The 18,049-nt window shown below is 55.9% G+C and carries 13 protein-coding genes; 3 read left to right on the top strand and 10 right to left on the bottom strand.

Translation table 11 applies throughout. From position 1 onward, the window contains the following. Positions 1-359: 359 nt before the first annotated feature. From ACYSTU_RS17740 to pstS, 8 genes are all read right to left on the bottom strand, one after another. Positions 360-692 carry a phage holin family protein gene (locus tag ACYSTU_RS17740; protein WP_008080174.1) on the bottom strand — a complete coding sequence of 111 codons (333 nt, stop codon included), beginning with the start codon at positions 690-692 and terminating at the stop codon, positions 360-362. Between the two features lie 1,364 nt (positions 693-2,056). Beyond that, a complete protein-coding gene (locus tag ACYSTU_RS17735; RefSeq protein ID WP_425643435.1) occupies positions 2,057-6,271 on the bottom strand; it encodes a hypothetical protein in 4,215 nt (1,404 codons plus the stop codon). 776 nt (positions 6,272-7,047) lie between these two features. Beyond that, positions 7,048-7,689, bottom strand: coding sequence for a hypothetical protein (locus ACYSTU_RS17730; RefSeq protein ID WP_225926646.1), 642 nt, complete (start codon positions 7,687-7,689; stop codon positions 7,048-7,050). Further along, a complete protein-coding gene (locus ACYSTU_RS17725; RefSeq protein ID WP_217878076.1) occupies positions 7,689-8,387 on the bottom strand; it encodes a hypothetical protein in 699 nt (232 codons plus the stop codon). Before ACYSTU_RS17725 ends, ACYSTU_RS17730 begins: the two co-directional genes overlap by 1 nt. 93 nt (positions 8,388-8,480) lie before the next feature. Next, on the bottom strand, positions 8,481-9,242 hold the full coding sequence (gene pstB, locus ACYSTU_RS17720) for a phosphate ABC transporter ATP-binding protein PstB (RefSeq protein ID WP_016774591.1): 762 nt from the start codon (positions 9,240-9,242) through the stop codon (positions 8,481-8,483). 75 nt (positions 9,243-9,317) lie between these two features. Next, entirely contained in the window at positions 9,318-10,229 is a 912-nt protein-coding gene (gene pstA, locus ACYSTU_RS17715) for a phosphate ABC transporter permease PstA (protein WP_016774590.1), read from the bottom strand. Further along, positions 10,229-11,194, bottom strand: coding sequence for a phosphate ABC transporter permease subunit PstC (gene pstC / locus ACYSTU_RS17710; protein WP_499000476.1), 966 nt, complete (start codon positions 11,192-11,194; stop codon positions 10,229-10,231). The genes pstA and pstC overlap by 1 nt, the downstream gene beginning before the upstream one ends. A 74-nt stretch (positions 11,195-11,268) precedes the next feature. Further along, positions 11,269-12,300, bottom strand: a complete 1,032-nt coding sequence (gene pstS / locus ACYSTU_RS17705; RefSeq protein WP_051600442.1) for a phosphate ABC transporter substrate-binding protein PstS — start codon at positions 12,298-12,300, stop codon at positions 11,269-11,271. 313 nt (positions 12,301-12,613) lie between these two features. On the opposite strand from pstS, the gene ACYSTU_RS17700 reads away from it, so the two are divergent. Further along, positions 12,614-14,053: an ATPase domain-containing protein gene (locus ACYSTU_RS17700; RefSeq protein WP_136493645.1), complete on the top strand. Its 1,440-nt coding sequence runs from the start codon at positions 12,614-12,616 to the stop codon at positions 14,051-14,053. A gap of 23 nt (positions 14,054-14,076) precedes the next feature. After that, positions 14,077-14,436 (top strand): response regulator, encoded by a 360-nt coding sequence (locus ACYSTU_RS17695; RefSeq protein WP_064361715.1) that lies wholly within the window; start codon positions 14,077-14,079, stop codon positions 14,434-14,436. Here ACYSTU_RS17695 and ACYSTU_RS17690 read toward each other — a convergent pair. Continuing rightward, positions 14,431-15,387, bottom strand: a complete 957-nt coding sequence (locus ACYSTU_RS17690; protein ID WP_217878075.1) for a fimbrial protein — start codon at positions 15,385-15,387, stop codon at positions 14,431-14,433. The genes ACYSTU_RS17695 and ACYSTU_RS17690 overlap by 6 nt on opposite strands. Positions 15,388-15,693: 306 nt before the next feature. On the opposite strand from ACYSTU_RS17690, the gene ACYSTU_RS17685 reads away from it, so the two are divergent. Then, positions 15,694-16,275, top strand: a complete 582-nt coding sequence (locus ACYSTU_RS17685) for a hypothetical protein (protein WP_125916165.1) — start codon at positions 15,694-15,696, stop codon at positions 16,273-16,275. Positions 16,276-16,312: 37 nt separating this feature from the next. Here the strand turns inward: ACYSTU_RS17685 and ACYSTU_RS17680 are convergent, their stop codons facing one another. Further along, positions 16,313-17,941 (bottom strand): methyl-accepting chemotaxis protein, encoded by a 1,629-nt coding sequence (locus tag ACYSTU_RS17680; RefSeq protein WP_499000471.1) that lies wholly within the window; start codon positions 17,939-17,941, stop codon positions 16,313-16,315. Between the last annotated feature and the right edge of the window lie 108 nt (positions 17,942-18,049).

Genomic DNA, 18,049 nt, shown 5'->3' with positions numbered 1-18,049 from the left:
GCTTTTGGACAGGTACGCGTCTTCGCTCATAAGCCGTGCTTTCCAACGGCTTTTCAATGGATCCTATCAAAATTTCAGTAATTGAAATTTCAGTAAGCTGGCGAGCCTTCTACTAATACGATCCCGCGGGTTTCCGACCCCGTACCCTTTGAAAGTCCCCAGGGTCCCCGGCGGTATTCTGCCCGGCCCGGCTGATCGACTCGGCATTCGAGTGCCAGGTCCTGCCTCGATCCATTTGGAAAGACGGACATCCCTGCGAAGGTTTCAGCTAGAGAGATTCCGCGAGTTCGATAACCCGTGTAGGGGGCGGCCCTCAGGGAGGACCCGTAAAAATCGGTCCCCTACCCGACCTGCCCGGCTCATGCCTTCGGCTCGGCCTCGCTCAGGTCCAGCCGCTTGGCCACCCAGCGCTCGTACAAGCCGATGGCGACATCGGCGCCGGCCATCGCGGTTAGGCAACCGAGGGCGCCTGCTGTCCAGATCGACAAGCCCGCGCCGAACAGCAACATCATCGCTGACACGCCGCAGACGATGCAGGCACCGGATCGAAGTGCAAGGCGGCGCAGTAACGCCCAACCTCGTGCCCCATCCTTGTCAGCGCGCCACATCTCGCCAGACACGCCGCCAACCAATGACAGGGCAATCACCAACCAGATCGGCATCTCTGCCAGTGCCTGCTGCTCGTTCGTCATACCCCTGCCCCTTAAACAAAAAGACCCGGCGCAATGGCCGGGTCAGGTGGTGGGTGGCCTGCCGCGCTTTGCGGTCGCACCCATCGACGATGGCCCCTTTTTACAGGTCGATTCTGGTGGCAGCAAGACTGTTTTAATGCCATCCGGTGAATGTGTGGCTTACGTCCGGTGAACGGCTGGCGAATGTCGGTGAATATCTATCCCGGCTTTCTTTTGCTGTTATGGCGTCCCATGCGTCCCACCTCTCTAAAACTAGGTGGGACGTCTGAAAGTCCCGTAGATAGGGGCTTTTCCCCACCGTCCTACTTTTAACTCTCCTTTCTCGTGATAGAGAGAATATTTAAAAACACGCGTGCGCGTGAACACGCGCATTGATGCCCGCTACGCATACACGGGCGGGAGACATGAAAAAGGTGGGACGGTGGGACAGCCCAACAACGACGGGGCCTGCGCCCGTCCCACCACCGCAAAAAGCAGTGGGACGGAGGCAGGCCAGTGGGACGGCGTGAGCCAGAGCCATGCTCCGTCGAGGAACAGATTGACCGCACTGAGTAACTGAGCCGCGCCAAAGCTACGATGACGCTTAGCCTGCATGCAATGGTAGCGCCCATCCGCCTTCCGCGCGTAAATATCTATGCCCTCCTGCGCCTCCCCTTGCCGTCCCTATCGTGCGCAATGCTCGACATCGCCTTCGAGTGCAGTCAGTCGATGGCAAAGACGTTCAAAGTTCTCCCAACTCAGCGCATCGAACGGCAGCTCCTGATCGCGCGTGGCGACGGGAGCTCGGGAAGGTATCGTGTCTGGCGGACTGAGTACGGCAAATGGACTTGGCATCGCCGTAGATTGGCATAGCGACAGGGGCTTCGCCAATGCCAATTGGACTATTCGGATTGTTGTTAAGACGTCCGATCAGATTCGAGTTCTGGCCGATTGCTGTCGGTCCCGAATGGCTGCGAACGGCCAAAGCGGACGTAGGCAAGCGAAAGCTACCGACCAGAAGCTACTAACCATGATGGAGGCTTTGTGCCTAGAAAACCGAGTGTGCATACTCGCTTTCCGTTATATCGATGTTCATAGTTGAACCCGGACCCAGAACTGAAGTCCCGCTGTTTCTAGGGCAACTCGACCTCGTCCTCCAGGTATCCGACGGTGCTTTCAAACTCTGTACGACCAGGCAAGAGCTAGACAGCTCTCAGATTCTTCGTCCGCTAGATTAACGATGTCTTAGTTCTTCATAGCGTGTGTGTACCGCGCAAGGTTGGTTGGGCAAGCCCAACGCCTGTTATTCGCTCGTGAAGCGTATTGCTTGGTAGAGCGCAGGCCCAGGGCATGCTGCCCCCCCCCTGCGGCCGGCACTGCCACCTTCAGGCGTCTCGAAAGCTTTTCGGGGGCGTTGCGTCGATCCCGATCACTCGAATAATGTGTCTGCGATCCAGTGCTTCCAATTCGAGGGCCCGTGCTTGTAAGAGCTTAATCAGTGCCTGGAAGTTAAGTTCCTTCTTGGTTGTCGGGTGTCGCCATTTCCTGTCCTTCTGCAGCACTATTACCAGAAAGCCCGTAGTTGAGTTGTAGTTGCGCATGTACTGACCTACCAACTGGTCTTCAAGCGCTTCCAAGTACTGTGATACGGTCCATCGCATGGACATCTTGAGTTCAATGGAAGCGTAATCAGCACCTTTTCGACATAACACGTCACGGCGCGTGGCCTCGGCAGTCTCCGGCTCCCTCGTGACCGAATACCGAGTTCCCGCAAGGTGGTTCATTTCACTTCCAAGTAGGGCCTGGAAGTCGGCTTCCAGCGCTAGCCCTTCCTTGTCTGTATCGATACGCGAGAACTTCAGTGCACTGAAGAAGCGGCGTAGGCTGAATTCGCCTTTCTCAATGCTGTATTTCACCGCAAGCAGATCTTCCTCAACCGCCAGCGCCAGCGCGAGGGTGCCGTTTACCACGGGCTTAAAGTCACGATCAAACTGGTCAAAATCTCGCTGTGCCAATTGCGGGCGAGTGAATCGAGCCTCTTGCAAGTCGAACAGTATGCTACTCAGGTATTTTGCCTTCTGGTCTGTTGCCCCATTTTTCAAGACAGCAAGGGCTTCATATGCTCGGGTCGATTTGGCTGCAGCAATAGCGGGGATGAGCGCATCGCGTAACTGCTGAGCAGCATCCCGACGTCCCGGCGAGTACACAACACCACTAGGACGGGGTGCATCGCCATTAGGTGAGACGACCTCAAGCGTGCATTTGTAAAGTGCTACGAGAGCCGTAACCCCATGGTCAGATGTTTGCGCAAGCCCAACCATTCTTGAGCCAAAATCGTGGCCGAGGTACGCTGCCAACTCGAACACAAATGCTTGGGCTTGAGATTTGCTCTCAGTGAGCCATTGCTCAAGATGGGATGTGAATGAATTCGGATAGCCGATCAACCAGTAGGCGCCCCAAGCAGCACTTCGTTCTTTTGTATCTAGGAGGTCGCGTGTGTGTTCAGCATCTACTGAACCTTCGAGTGTGCCCGAACCAAACGCTGCTTGTATGCGGCTCCATGCCTGCGTTTCGAACTCACTTTGAATTGTAGCGCCGGACACATTAGTTACTAGTCTGAGAATCGACTCAGTAGTTTGGCTGCGGTTTACCGGTTGTGTAGTAAGAAAGCTCCAAGCATCAGGTGCTATTTCCCTTCGAATGCGTTCCGTTGTCTCATTCAGGGAAGTAAGCAACTCCTCCGCATGCTCGTAAGAAACGGCCCCCATTCCCGCCTGAGCGACCAGCTTTTTGAAACTAATGATCGCCACCTCCTGATTTGCTTCAATCAATGGCCAGAACCAATGTGGGTAGCCATTAATCTCAAAGACGGCGTATTGAATTGCCTGCTTTACTTCGGCAGTCGACATTACTGGTAAAATGGAGCCATCGTGAAGGTCGTAGTGCAACCCCTGCAAACCGGCAATGGTGATGTGGTAAACCGAACGAGGCTCGTCCTCCTTGAACGTCGGCGGTAGCTCTCGCCAAAGTCTTGTCACACCCGCTTTGAACGCATCGGCTAGTTCGGCTCCGCCGGCCTCCCTCACCGGATCGAAGCTGACCTCGCCATATCGGGACGTTGAGTGGTCCTGAAGCAGCCACCCAGCAAGCAAAGCGATTGAATGCCGAGCGGAGCCGTCGCGTATTTGCTCAATTTCTTTATGGAGGGTCGCCAGGATGCGTTTATCTATACGCCACCGGCCCTGCCGTTTCATTTTGGCATGAGGTCCCGACGGCATGGCCGGCGATTTGGTAGCCGCCTCTACCTTATGAATCGTTGCGCGCAATCGCTCTGAGTCGAGTTCTGCAGCATCCTTGAGGGTGGGAATACATATCCTGCCGAGCCCAAAGAGCGCACCGCTGAGCAGATCGTCATCAGGCTCCAACGTTAGAATTTTCCGTAGCACTGCAAGGCGCATAGGACTATTTTTCTCTAACGCCAAGCGCAACTTAGACAGTTCGATTGACCCGTAAAAAACATCGCGGAAGAAGCGTCGCACGATGACACACAATAGCGCTATACGTGATTCATAGATTGTCACGGGCCTCGTTATTAGCGAGGACAGGAGATCAATAACCAAATCTAGCTTCCGGCTTGGTATGTCGGTATAGACAGGAGTTTTGCGCCCGGGGGTACGACCAATTCGGGCGAGTCGGATTACAAGGGACCGCGTTAGCTGGTATGCCTGCAAGTCGTTTGCGGCGTCGAAAACAGGTCCGCTGATGGTGGAGGAAATGCGGTAGCCCCCTGTATGTCCGCTTAGCTGCCGTTCAATCAAGGTAACGATCTGCGAAACTTTGAGATGCGTCCAGGCAAGGTGGGCAATCGAAATCGAGACCCGCTCCTCAGTGAGGTCTCGCTGAGTTGTCAACGCGCCCGCCAAGCCCCTTAGATCCTTGTCGACGCCAAGATCCAGTAGATAATAGAGATCCATCCTCTGTTGCAGGAGTTGGGCGTAGTCGCCCTGGCAAGTCTTCAAAACCTGTTGGCGGAGAATGTCGGACTGGCTGTGGGTCGCAATATTCAGCAGGGCACTCCGTACACGAATATCTGAACCATATTGCTCGAACAACTCACAGATCAACGGCAAATTGCTTTCGCCCCCTACTTGCCAGTAATTCTCGGGAGTGAGTCGGAAGAAATCGCGACCGATTCGATCACCTTGTGTGTACACCGAATGAATGCTTCGCCTGATCGCCTCGTGCGCATCGCTTCTCGGGATGCCACTGTTTCGCAGGTCTCCGAAAAAGGCGACCACTTGCGGATCCTGCTGCAATAACTCCGTGCGGCAGTAATTGCTCAAGGTTGCGATCCATCCCAACATTGCCAGCAAGCGACGGTGTACGCCCTTTTCGCCGGTAGGGGCATGCCATGAGAACATATTGATAAGGCGTTTGGCATCTTCTGGCGAATGGACGAGAGAAGCAAAGTGCTGCGCCGCTAGAAACGGAATCAATTCCTCAGGATAGGGTTTGACTTGGTGATGACCGGCATCAATGAAAAGTTGTGAGTTAAGAAGTTGGATCAAAGCCGAATCTGGAAGACGCGAACCTGCTATCAATCTCGCAGACAGGACACTCTCATCCGCGGCCAGTTGGCCAGAAGGCATCTCGACGTTTTGTAGCTGGCAAACGAGAGAAGCGGCAGCAATTCTGCGTACGACTTCCACATGCGCGGAGGGTGTTCCGGCTTCAGCCAGTCGATGATCGCCACTTTGCTGCGTCTCGACTGCCTGCACCACACGCAAGAACACTTCAGTGAGACACTCCGGCGGTCGATTCACCAGATCCAGGTGGGCAATCACGTCAAGCCCACCTGGACTTTCTGTGAACCCTGGCAGGCCTCGCTTCTGCGCTACTTCAAGGAGTGTGACTGCATCGCCTACCCCATGTTTACTCTGCAGGTAGAGTACGGCTTGTCTTGAGGTGAGCGGAGCCATAGAAAAAATAGCCAAGGCATCCTGTGTGGTTGAGCTTTTTGTTGTCGCTCGCTCATCTGCATGTTTGTCAACGAGCCTAGCCGGTTCGTCATCTTCGGTACTGGTGACCTCGATTGGGACTTCAAGAATGGTTGACAACTGTCCCATGACATCGAGTGAAAGTACGGCGGGACGAGTCGAAATCAACCAGCGAGCATTGCTGTTTGGCCAGTGGAAAGCCAGGCGCACCTTCCTCAGCGCGTAATTTAAATCCTGGCGTTGGCTAGGTGTGGCCTCATCCAAAGAGTCGATGAGCAAGGTAATAGGTGCGCTCGAGACCTGCTGCCAAGCCTTAAACGCTACAACCTCCGATGGATGTAATGCATCTTCAAGGTCGTTGCGGTCTAGCACCTTGCGAAGTTCCACGAAAACAGCATGTTTCCCAGCCAGTCGCTCACGATTCGCCAGTTCTTTGAGTTCAGTAGTTTTTCCGAAGTTGGCCGGCGCAACGACGATTGCAAAGCGTTTCGCCAAAACGTCATCCCACGACAGCTTCCGATCGTAGATTTCCGCCCTCAGCAGTTCCTCCTGGTCATACATCGTTCGTTGAACGAAGCGTCGGTCTAGGTTGAGGTACGGCATAAGGTGACGCTCCTTGAAAACGGTGCGATACGTTAGCGTCCCAGACCCAGAGTTGAAAGCTTGATATCTGCGTCTTGCCTGACAAAAAATGTGCCGGCAATCCCGAGGCCGCTCGTCATGCAGTGGCTGTGATGCCTGTGTTGGGGCATTCACTGTTACTCATTCCTGCATCCGTTGCAGTTTACGTGTCTGCTTTCGCATTACTCGGCTTGGGCGCAGCTACCACGGTGTCAGCGAAACTGACCACCCAAAGCTGATGTTGGTTAAAGGCAGAAATTGGCCGAAAACGGGCAATCGTGAGGGTTCGCTTTTGGCCGTATCCTGCCTGTCTCGACTGACCAGGTTGGCTGCAAAAATCCCACTTCAGATGAAAGTCGCTTTCCATCAAGCGCAGTCTCTCGATTGCAGCTATGAAGTTTAGGGCGATCATGTGCCTACCTAGAACGCCAAATAACCGGCCAAATTCGTTTCCGCAAATAAGTGTCCACCCCTTGATTTCAGAGACCTTCAGAGCATTAATGAATACTGCCTAGCGGAAACGAATAAAACTTAAGGCATTGAAATATAAGGATTAATCTTCGGACTTGAAAACCGTCGACTGTAACAGGTCCATGAGTTCGAATCCCATCGCCTCCGCCATCTTTATACGACAAAGCCCTGATTATTCAGGGCTTTTTCGTTTCTGCGAGACATGTTTTGCGCATCTATTGAGTCATTTCAAAGCAGTGCCTCGTATACCTGAGGCGCTGCTGTCCAGATAGCCAGTGCGTACTCCCTCAGCCAAGCGACTCAAAGACAGCCTCCGCACGCTGTTGCACCGGCGCCTGAGGTCTGAGCATTTGCTGCCAGGCGAGCTGCGCCTGGACCTTGGCCACCGAATCGAGCACTTTCTGCGCCCAGCGATCATCCTCGGGATGCACCACGACCACCCGGAAGCCATGATCCTTGCCTTCAATCTGCACGCCCTCCGAATCATCGACATGCAAGTCGATATCGAACGCTGGCGGATACTTGGAAGGCGCATTCGACATCCCGTGCGCCGTCAGCGCACGGTTGTGCAGCACGCTGTTGACCACGCCGTCGACGCGGATACCGTACAGCGCCAACCAGCGCCTGATATAGGACGGCGTGCGCCCGGATGAGGTGTAGACCCAGACACTGCAATCCTGGCGGCGCAGCTCTCGGATCAGCGATCGTGTGCCCATCCGCAACGGTTCACCCAGCCAACGATGAATACAGGCCGGTAGTCGACTGTTCTCGACTGCGCAGTGATGAAGCTGGCAAGCGAGCGTGTCATCGATATCGAACGAAATCCGTATGCGCTGACGTTCGAACAACTGCGGCAAAGCGCAGCGGATAGCCTGCCCTGCCCGGCTGCCGAAGGTTCTCAATCTGGCAAATGCTGGTGCCCAGTTCATCAATGGCCACCTTGAGAGACAGGCAAAGGCTTGCCTTTGAGAAAGAACTTCATTGGATCGGGCGCCTGTTCTTCCAGGAATGCTGCATATTTTTTCTTGATCTTGGGCAATTCGTACAACGCCTTGACGCCATGCTTGGCGGAGTTGCGGATGACCGAGGACGGGTTGAAATAGCCCTCGGCGTTTTCCAGGGTCAACACGAATGGAGGCAGCCCTGCCCGCATGAGCAGGTAGCTGACAATCAGCGAGCCACTGCGGTTATTGCCTTCGATAAACAGCTGCGGCTTGCTCAGAATGCGCACATAGACACCCGCTGCACGCTTCCAGACCGATTCACTGCGGTACGCGCAATACCAGTTGTACAAGTCCTTGATGCCGCCCTCGACGTTGTTGAAGAAATGCGCCTCGGTGGCTGCCAGATGCTGAGCGTATTCCAGCCGGCGCGCCGGATCCCGGCCACACAGCACCGTGGCATTGATCTCCAGCATCAGGTTCAGTTGCTGCAGATCGAACAGGTCGACGCCGCGGGCAACATATTCGTCAACCAACGCATAGCCTTCAAGCACATTGTGCAGAACTTCGTCGGTGAACGGGTCCCGGGGCTCGGTGAAGTGCCGGCTGAGTTCGGCGAAACGGCTCTGCACTTTCCGCAGTGCGCGTTCAATCGCAGGCAAATCAAGACGATGCTGGGCAGGCATTGGAGCTCCTTGGAAACGCTTGGTAAACGTCCACCGATGCCCGCCAAATCCATTTGGCTTGTGCAGGTAGGCGGCCGCGACCGGTGTTGAGGCTTAGCTGAACTTGCCGCTGATGTAATCGCCGGTCATCTGTTCACGCGGATTGTCGAAGATCTGCGCCGTCGGGCCCATCTCGACCAGATAACCGGTGCGTGTGCCCTGGGAAATATCCACCGAGAAAAACGCCGTGGTGTCAGCAACACGGATGGCTTGCTGCATGTTGTGGGTCACCAGTGCGATGGTGTAGTCCTTCTTCAACTCGACCATCAATTCTTCGACGCGTCGGGTGGCGATCGGGTCGAGTGCCGAACAAGGCTCATCCAGCAGCAGGACTTCCGGCTCAGTGGCGATTGCCCGGGCGATACACAGGCGTTGTTGCTGGCCACCGGAGAGCGACAGGCCGCTGACCTTGAGCTTGTCCTTGACTTCGTCCCACAGCGCGGCGCCTTGCAGCGCATGCTTGACCCGGTCGCCGATATCGCCCTTGTAGCGATTGAGGCGAAGACCAAACGCCACGTTGTCGAAGATGCTCATCGAGAACGGGTTGGGCTGTTGAAACACCATGCCGATGTAGCGGCGCACGACCACCGGGTCGACGCCCTTGCCATAGACATCCTGCCCGAGGAAATGCACATGGCCCTCGAAACGAAAGCCCTTCACCAGATCGTTCATCCGGTTGAGGCTGCGCAGCACGGTACTTTTGCCGCAGCCTGAGGGACCGATGAATCCGGTGATCTTGTTTTTCTCGATGGGCACGTGGCTGTCACGTACTGCCATGAAGTTGCCGTAGAAAATCTTGTCCAGTTTGCAGTCCATGACTACAGGCGCCTGGGTGACAAACGGAGCGGCAATTTGCGCAGTGGATACGTTCAAAATCAGATGCTCCCGTTCTTAATACTTGGGCTTGCCGAAAATCCGGCTGATGATGTTCACGAACAGCACGATCATCACCAGCACCAACGAGGCCGCCCATGCGAGCTCGAGCTGGTTATCGAAAGGCATGCCGGAGAAGTTGTAGATCAGCACCGCCAGTGAGGCAGTCGGATTCATGACATCGAGATTGCCCTGGTGGTAGATCCAGTAGTTGCTGAACAGCGCGGTAAACAACAACGGTGCCGTCTCGCCTGCGGCACGCGCCACGGCGAGCATCACGCCGGTCAGGATCGCCGGCATGCCGGTCGGCAAGATGATTTTCCAGATGACCTGCGAGCGGGTGCAGCCCATGCCATAAGCAGCATCTTTCATGATCTTGGGCACCATCCGCATCGACTCTTCGGCGGTCAGCACCACGATAGGCAGCATCAGGACGGCGAGCGCCACGCCACCTGCCGGTGCCGAATACGTGCCGGTGGTCATCACTACCAAGGCGTAGGCAAATACACCTGCCAGGATTGATGGCAGGCCCGTGAGCATCTTGGCGGCAAAACGCGCGGCGTTCCCCAGCTTGCTGTCCGGCCCCAGCTCAGCCAGGAAGATCGCCGCCATGATTCCGACCGGCACCGCGATCGCTGCCGCGATACCGACCATCACAAAGGTACCCGCCATCGCATTGCCGAAACCGCCGCCCATCTCGAAGCCGGTCGGCGGCAGTTCGGTGAAGACTTCCAGGTTCAGACGCGCGCCACCGCGGGTGATCAGCATGTAGAGCACGGAAATCAGCGGCACGCTGGCCAGCAAAGCACCTGCCCAGACCAGGGTGGTCAGGATCAGGCTGCGCAGCGCGCGGCCTTCGAACCTGCGTTGCAAGCTGGGCATCGCACCGGTTGGCGCCGTCAGGTCTGTTGCTGCGGTCAGATCAGTCATCACTTGTTACCCCGTTGGGCGTACATCATGATCATCGAGCCGAAAATGTTCACGATCAGCGTAATCAACATCAGCACGAGGGCGGCGTACATCAACACCTCGATCTCGTTCGGCCCGGCTTCGGGGAAGTTCAGCGCCAGCAGAGCGGCAAGCGTGTTGGCCGGTGCAAACAGCGAGAGGGAAATGTTGTTGGCATTGCCGACCAGCATGGCCAGCGCCATCGTTTCACCCAGCGCGCGCCCCAGGCCCAGCACCAGCGAGCCGAAAATGCCGGTGGCGGCCGAAGGCACCATCACCTTGAGAATCGCTTCCCAATAGGTAGTGCCCATGCCGTACGCGGCCTGCTTGGTTTTCATCGGCACAGCCGTCAGCGCGTCCTGCGACACGGCGGCAATGGTCGGCAGAATCATGATCGCGAGTACCAGCGCTGCGGGCAGCAGGCCCGGACCGCTCAGGGACGTACCGAAAAAGGGTATCCAGCCCAGCTCGCTGTTCAACCAGGTCGTCAGCGGCCGAATCGCCGGAATCACCACATAGATCCCCCACAGGCCATAGACCACGCTGGGAATGGCCGCGAGCAGTTCGACGATGGTGCGAAACAGCGCAGCGAGCTTGGTTGGCAGGAAATCCTGGGTCAGGAAAATCGCCATGCTCACGCCAAAAACACCGGCGATCAGCAACGCGATGAAGGCGCTGTAAAGCGTGCCCCAGATGGCTGGCAGGATGCCGTATTTGCCTTGGTTGACGTCCCACACGCTGCCCAGAAGCACATCGAAGCCGTGCTTTTCCATACCGGGAAGTGCCTTGCGTCCGACTTCGAACACCAGTGCAAATACCAGCGCCAGAATCAGTACCACACCGATGCGTGCGAGCGCGCGGAAGGTGCGATCAACCAGAAAATCCTTCGTCGAGGGTGGCTGGCAGGCAGAGTCGGGATTAACCGGTACGACAAAAGGTTTGTTCATGGGCTAAGTCCGGAACAGGGGGAAAACTCTCCCGGCGTGGCGCAGACGCACACGCCGAAAGAGACCTCACGGCGTTACTGAATATTGGCGGACGCTTTGCGAACCTGTTCGACGACCGATTGCGGCAACGGGATGTAACCCATCGAATCGGCAATCTTCTGCCCCTCGGTCAGGCTGTATTCGACCATTTCACGCATGGCCTTGGCCTTGGCCGGGTTGCCATTGTCTTTGCGGAAAATCATCCAGGTATAAGAGGTGATCGGATAGGACTTGGCACCGTCCGGATCAGGCAGCCAGGCCACCAGGTTTTCCGGCATCTTCACCGCCGCCAGGGCCTCGGCACCGCTTTCGGCGTTTGGCACGACGTAATTGCCAGCCTTGTTCTGCAACTGGGCAAAGTCGACCTTGGCCAGTTTGGCGAAGCCATATTCGATGTAACCAATCGCACCAGGGGTCTGGCGCACGGTAGCGGTTACGCCATCGTTTTTCGGCGATTTGATGAACTTGTCACTGGCCGGCCAGTTGACGGTGTTGCCCTCACCCAACGCCTGCTTGAACTCGGCGTTGACGGTTGCCAGGTGCTTGGTGAATACCGCAGTCGTACCACTGGAATCTGCACGCACGACAACCGTGATCGGCGTATCGGAGAGTTTCAGGTCCGGGTTGGCTGCGACGATCTGCGGATCGTTCCAGCGCGTGATCTTGCCCAGGAAAATGTTGGAATAGACGTCGCGTGGCAGCTTCAGGCCCTTGGGATTGCCCGGCAGGTTATAGGCAAGCACGATTTCCCCGGCGGTCATTGGCAGCAACTGCACGCCTTCGGCGACCTTGGCGATATCTTCGTCTTTCATTGCCGAGTCACTGGCAGCGAAATCCACGGTTTTGTTCAAGAAGTCCTGTACGCCCGCGCCACTGCCCTTGGATTGGTAATCGACAGTGACACCATCGGATTTCTTGCTGAAATCCTTGAACCAGGTCAGATAGATCGGCGCCGGGAAACTTGCTCCGGACCCCGTCAGGCGAACATTTTCTGCTGCAAAGGAGGCCGAGGTAGCACAAAGAGATACCGCAATGGCGAGCGCAGCAGACTTCATCAAACTTTTCATTAAATGACACCTAGTGATTACGGGCTCCCGAACTCTGCAGCAGTTTTGTGACGATTTCATGAAAGCAAAGTGGCAAGCGTTACCCTCATGGTCCGCAGCAGCGCCTACGGATGTAATCGGCTTCCGGGTTTCGAAAAATCGAATCTTCCTGTGCCGGGCTTGTCACTACCCCCTGATCCCGAGCAGTCACGTGCCAGGTTCACATTGCAAAAACGCTACTTTTCCCCAGCCTTTATGGCCGTCAACCGGAAATGGCGTTAGCATTTCACTCATTCGGCTGAACAAGCCTGTTTATTCAGATCAGGGTCGCATTGTGGAAAAGCTAAAACGCCTTCAAAGCGGGATCGAAGGGCTCGACGCGCTGCTTCAGGGGGGCTTTGTCGCCGGCGCTTCATACATCATTCAAGGGCGCCCGGGCTCCGGCAAGACCATCCTTGCCAACCAGCTAGGGTTTCACCATGCCCGCAACGGCGGCCGTGTGCTGGTCGCCACGTTGCTGGCCGAGTCCCACGACCGCCTGTTCCAGTTCCTGTCGACCATGAGTTTTTTCGACGCTTCGCGAGTCGGCGCGGAAATTCAGTTTGTCAGCGCATTCGATACGCTGGAAAACGAAGGCCTCGATGAAGTCGTGAAGCTGCTGCGACGTGAAATCACTCGGCAGAAGGCGACCGTCATGGTCGTCGATGGCCTGCTCAATGCACGCTCCAAAGCCGACTCGCCGATCGACACGAAAAAATTCATCTCTGAACTGCAAGGCCATGCCGCATTTGCCGGTTGCACCGTGCTGTTTCTCACCAGCTCGCGCCTGGACGACGGCAGCCCCGAGCACACGATGGTCGACGGCGTCATCGAAATGGGCGAAGAGCTGTTCGGTACCCGTTCGGTGCGCCGCATTCATTTGCGCAAGACTCGCGGCAGCGGCGCGTTGACCGGTCTGCACGAATGCGAAATCACCGATAACGGCCTTGTCGTCTATCCGCGCCTCGAAAGTCTCTACAAGCGCCCTTCCGCCCCCGACAGCGCGGACATGACGCGCATTCCAAGCGGCATTGCGTCGCTCGACGAGATCTTCGGTGGCGGCTTGCACAGCTCCAGCGTCACGCTGGTCATGGGGCCTTCCGGCATCGGCAAAACCACGCTGGGCCTGAAATTTCTCGCGCAATCTACGGCCGAAGCGCCTGGCCTGCACTTCGGCTTCTATGAAAGCCCGCAGCGGCTGCGGCTGAAAGGCCGTTCGCTGGGCATCGATATCGAACAAATGGAACACAGCGGTGCGCTGAGCATTGCCTGGCAGCCAACTACCGAAGGCTTGCTGGACGGACTCGGCGCACGCCTGCTGAGCCTGGTCGATGAAAAAGGCATCAAGCGCCTGTTCATCGATAGCCTCAGCGGCATGACTCGGGTTTCAACCACTCCGGAACGCATCACCGACTTTTTCAGCGCGCTGATGAATGAGCTGCGCTCCAGAGGCGTTACGGTGTTCGCCTCATGGGAAATGCGCGATTTGTTCGGCTCCGAGGTCAGCGCACCGAACTCTGACCTGTCCAGTATTGTCGACAACCTGATCCTCATGCGTTTCTTTGAAAATCACGCTGAACTTCGCAGGACGCTTTCCATTCTTAAGGTACGCGATAGCTCCTACAACCCGTCGCGGTTCGAGGTGGTTGTACGCGATCAAGATGTGTTCCTGGAAAAGGCTTTGAAAAATGAACCTTCAGTCGCAGCTGAGTCATTGCCTGGTTCAATTTCGTAAGTCTTCAAGCGGGTTGAAATAACATGACCACCATTCTGGTAGTCGACGACGAGTATCTGATTGCTGACATTCTTGGCTTTGCGCTTGAGGATGAGGGCTTCATGACTGTGACCGCGAGCAATGGCAAGAAGGCTCTCGAAGTGCTGGAAAGAGAACGTCCAGCCCTGGTCATCACTGACTTCATGATGCCGGTCATGGACGGCCTCGAGTTCGCCGAAGCCGTGCGTGCCCAGCCGTCCGTCAAACACTTGCCGATCATTCTCATGAGTGGCGCGCAAGCGCACATCGGCATGCAGCGCTCGGATCTGTTTGATGTCGTGGTGCCCAAGCCTTTTGATATTGCGGTGATTGTGGCTGAGGTGAAGAAGCTGTTGGGCTCATAGATACTCAACAACGAAGGCAATGTCGGCATTTGCATCGCCCGGCTTCATTTGCGCGTTGGAAGGTTCAATGCGCACGAAGCGTGCTTGTAAGGTTATAGATTCATTCCCGCCTTGCTCTGTGGGCGCTTTCCTTATGTACTTCTGATTCAGCTTGAGCTGCGTTCTGTCACCGAAGCGCATCTGCAATGCCAACCCTTTTGCAGTGGAATTACTGTTCAGGTTTACCACGCCCGTATTGGCGTCCCACACAGGGCTGCCCGCAGTGGGCGAAAAGGAGAACCTGAAGTTATTGATTCCAGGAGGACAGTTTTTCAAACCAAGGTAGAAGAGATGATCCTTGCCATAGGCACCGTTCTGGAAAAAATCGCTCAGGGTATAGCTACCCATATCCACTTTTACATCGGGGGTTTCGCAAGACCGTGAGACGACCCGCGTGCCGGTTACATTAAGTGCCAAAGGCTCGATCTCAGCAGCCACAAATTTGCCCAGTTGGCCTGAGTTTATCGTCGTACCACCGGTTAGATTACCCGTCTTAATCAGGCGCAACATGTGCTGGCTGCTGTTCCATCCCCAATTGCCAGCAACGTCACTATCCCCAGGGAAGCCTTTCCATATTTTTCCCGATGGCGGTCGAACCCATTGCCAGCCGATCCCGGTATTTCCAAGAGGCAAAGTTTGCGCGCCTGCTTGGGTGACACCCCTGGAATTGCGCACACCTTCATTGTGTACCGCAGAGCACTTGAACGAACTGGGGATAGTACCCAGGGTCACGATCGGGCTTTCATAGATAACCGAGCCGATGGGTGTATCCTGCGGCACCGAGATCGTGGCCGGAAGGGTTATATAGAGATTGCCCATGGAATGGTTGGGATAAAACTCGCAAACCGCCGCCGTTGCGTTTAACGATAGCGAATACAAGAGCCCGACAATTAAAATATGGAGAAACTTCATAACACTCTCTCTGTAGCTGCCTTGTTAGCAAACAACTGAATGATGGGGCGTCTGCGCGAATATCTTCGACAGGGGAACTACCGCGAACGGGACAGGACGATAATGAAAAATACACGCTTGCGCAAAACTTTTAATTATTCAACAACAAGACAATTCTCATGGCTTTATATGAGCAATTAAATAACAAACTTAACTTACACGCTTCAGCATCGCGCGCCGTGAGGCATATCGAATTTAAGACTCGTCTTAAAGGCCCAGCGGACTCAGATCATTACACTGACTGCTCTTGATAGGAGAACCGATTCCGTGAGAGCACTCGATACCCTCAACAGCCCGCCCCCCCAGAGCAACGCCGCCATCTACTGCCTGACGATTCTGGCGCTGGCACTGATCACCATGACTGTGGTCGCCGGCTACCAACTCAATGAACTGTTTCCACTGAAGGCTGTGGTGCAACAACAGGAGGCCCAACTCACCCAACGCGCCGATGCAATCCAGTCGATGAGCGCAGAACTGAAGCGCCTGGCAAAACAAAAACAGGCATTGGAAACCGACCTGCTTAGCGCCAAGGAACAGGCGAAGGCTGCCGAGACCGCTAAAGCCGAGCTTGAAAACCGTCAACACGCAGCCCAAACCAGCGCCGCGTTAGAGGATGAAGATTCACTGTGCGCAATCATCGAGCAAAATATTCGACTCGTCGCGGACCAGCTCAGTCGCGACGATTTCTTCCGCTTGCGCGATGAGCGTGAGGCTGAAGCCGAAGCGGTGCTCGAAAGCTATGAAAGACAACTCGCCACCTGTATTGAACAGCTGACAGCACAAACCGCATCGCCAGCTCAGAGTTCTGCACCCGATGCGCAAGACCTCACTTCACCGATCAAGCACTGATTAAAAAGCCCTGGCAACCAGGGCTTTACGTTCACAGTCAGAGTTTGAATTCCTTGGTCAATCTGTTCAGCGACGCCGCTAGCTGCGAGAGCTCCGCCGATGCAACAGCCGTCTGCTTCGATCCTTCTGCGGTTTCACTGGACAGGTCGCGAATGCTGATCAGGCTGCGATCCACTTCACGCGCAACCTGAGCCTGCTCTTCTGCAGCGGTTGCCATCAGCAGGTTTCGCTCGTTGATGAGATTCAGCGAGCCAGTGATGTCGGTCAGCACTTCGCCGGCGATATTGGCCATTTCGAGCGTTCTCTCGGCCTGAGCGCGGGTGTGGCTCATGGAGGAAACTGCGCGGCTGGTGCCCGACTGAATGGAGCTGACCATGGACTCGATGTCCTCGGTCGACTTCTGAGTACGCTGCGCCAGCCCTCTCACCTCATCGGCAACCACGGCAAAACCGCGACCCGCCTCCCCCGCCCGCGCCGCTTCGATCGCTGCGTTCAAGGCGAGCAGATTGGTTTGTTCGGCGACCTCGCGAATGACGTCAAGCACGCTGCTGATATCGCTCGCCATGGTTGATAGCGCCTGCACCTCAGCCGAGGTGCTGTGCACACTGGAGACCATCAGATTGATTGCTGCGACCGTTTCACTGACCCGGGTACGACCGGCAACGGCAGCGGCACTGGATTCCGAGGTCAGTTGCGAGGTCGATGCGGCATTGTCTGCAACCTGCTCCACCGCTGCGCTCATTTCAGTCACGGCAGTGGCGGCCATTTCGATTTCATGGCTCTGACGCTGAGTGATACGCGAGATATCTTCCGTGACGCCGTGCATGACCTCTGAAGTTTCCGCCAACTGCGTGGACGAATCGCGGATCATGATCAAGGCATCTCGCAGACTGGTTTGCATCGCCGCCAACGACGACAGCATCTGCGCCGCCTCATCGGAGCCATCCAGCGCAATGGTTTCGCTCAGATCGTTGGCGGCGATGCATTCCGCCACCCTCAGCGAGCCTGCAATCGGCACCGTCAGGCTGCGGGTATACAACACGGCCAGAGCCAAAGAAGCACCGATGGCAATGATAATGAACACACTGACGATCAACAGCGTGTGTTCGTAGACATTGTCGGCCTGCTTGCCAGCTTCGTAAGCTTCGATCTCGTTGAGTGCAATCAGCTTCTTGAGTGCGACTTGTACGCCATCCGAGGCAACACGCATCTGATTCTTGGACAGCGCGATGGCCGCCTCTAGCTGCCCGCTCGCCACTGTTTCAAGGTACTGGTCCTGCGCCAGATCATTGACCTTTTGCGCTTTGGCAAACTCCTCGAACGCCTCGCGTCCAGCGTCAGTGGCCAGCAGTTCAATGAGCGCTCGCTGATGTTTCTTGATGAGCTGACGGGACTGCTGAATGTCCATCAGGGCCTGCGCCTTGCGCTCGGGGGTTTCGATGGGATTGCGCAAGCGGGCGTTGTTGCCCTTGATCTCGACGAATTCACGGTCCAGTTGGCCGAGCAGTTTGATACTCGGCACGATCGTCGTCTCGACGTACGTTTCTGCCTTGTTGAGCAAGTCGACTTGCTGCAGGGCGATCAATCCGATCGCGATAATCATGAGACAGAACAAGCCAAAACACAGCGCCGAACGCGGCGCGAGATTGAGTTTACGAAGCAGCATGATGCCTTACCTTAGAGTGTATTCAAGACAATTGGGCAAACGAGTGGGCAGCAAAGCAGGCGCCGGGCAGCAGCACCTCAGCGCCTGCGTGGATCATCGCGGGAAGGT

This window comes from Pseudomonas glycinis (assembly GCF_054871425.1).
Note: the sequence above shows the minus strand (reverse complement) of the source record. Positions and strands in the feature narration are given on the sequence as shown.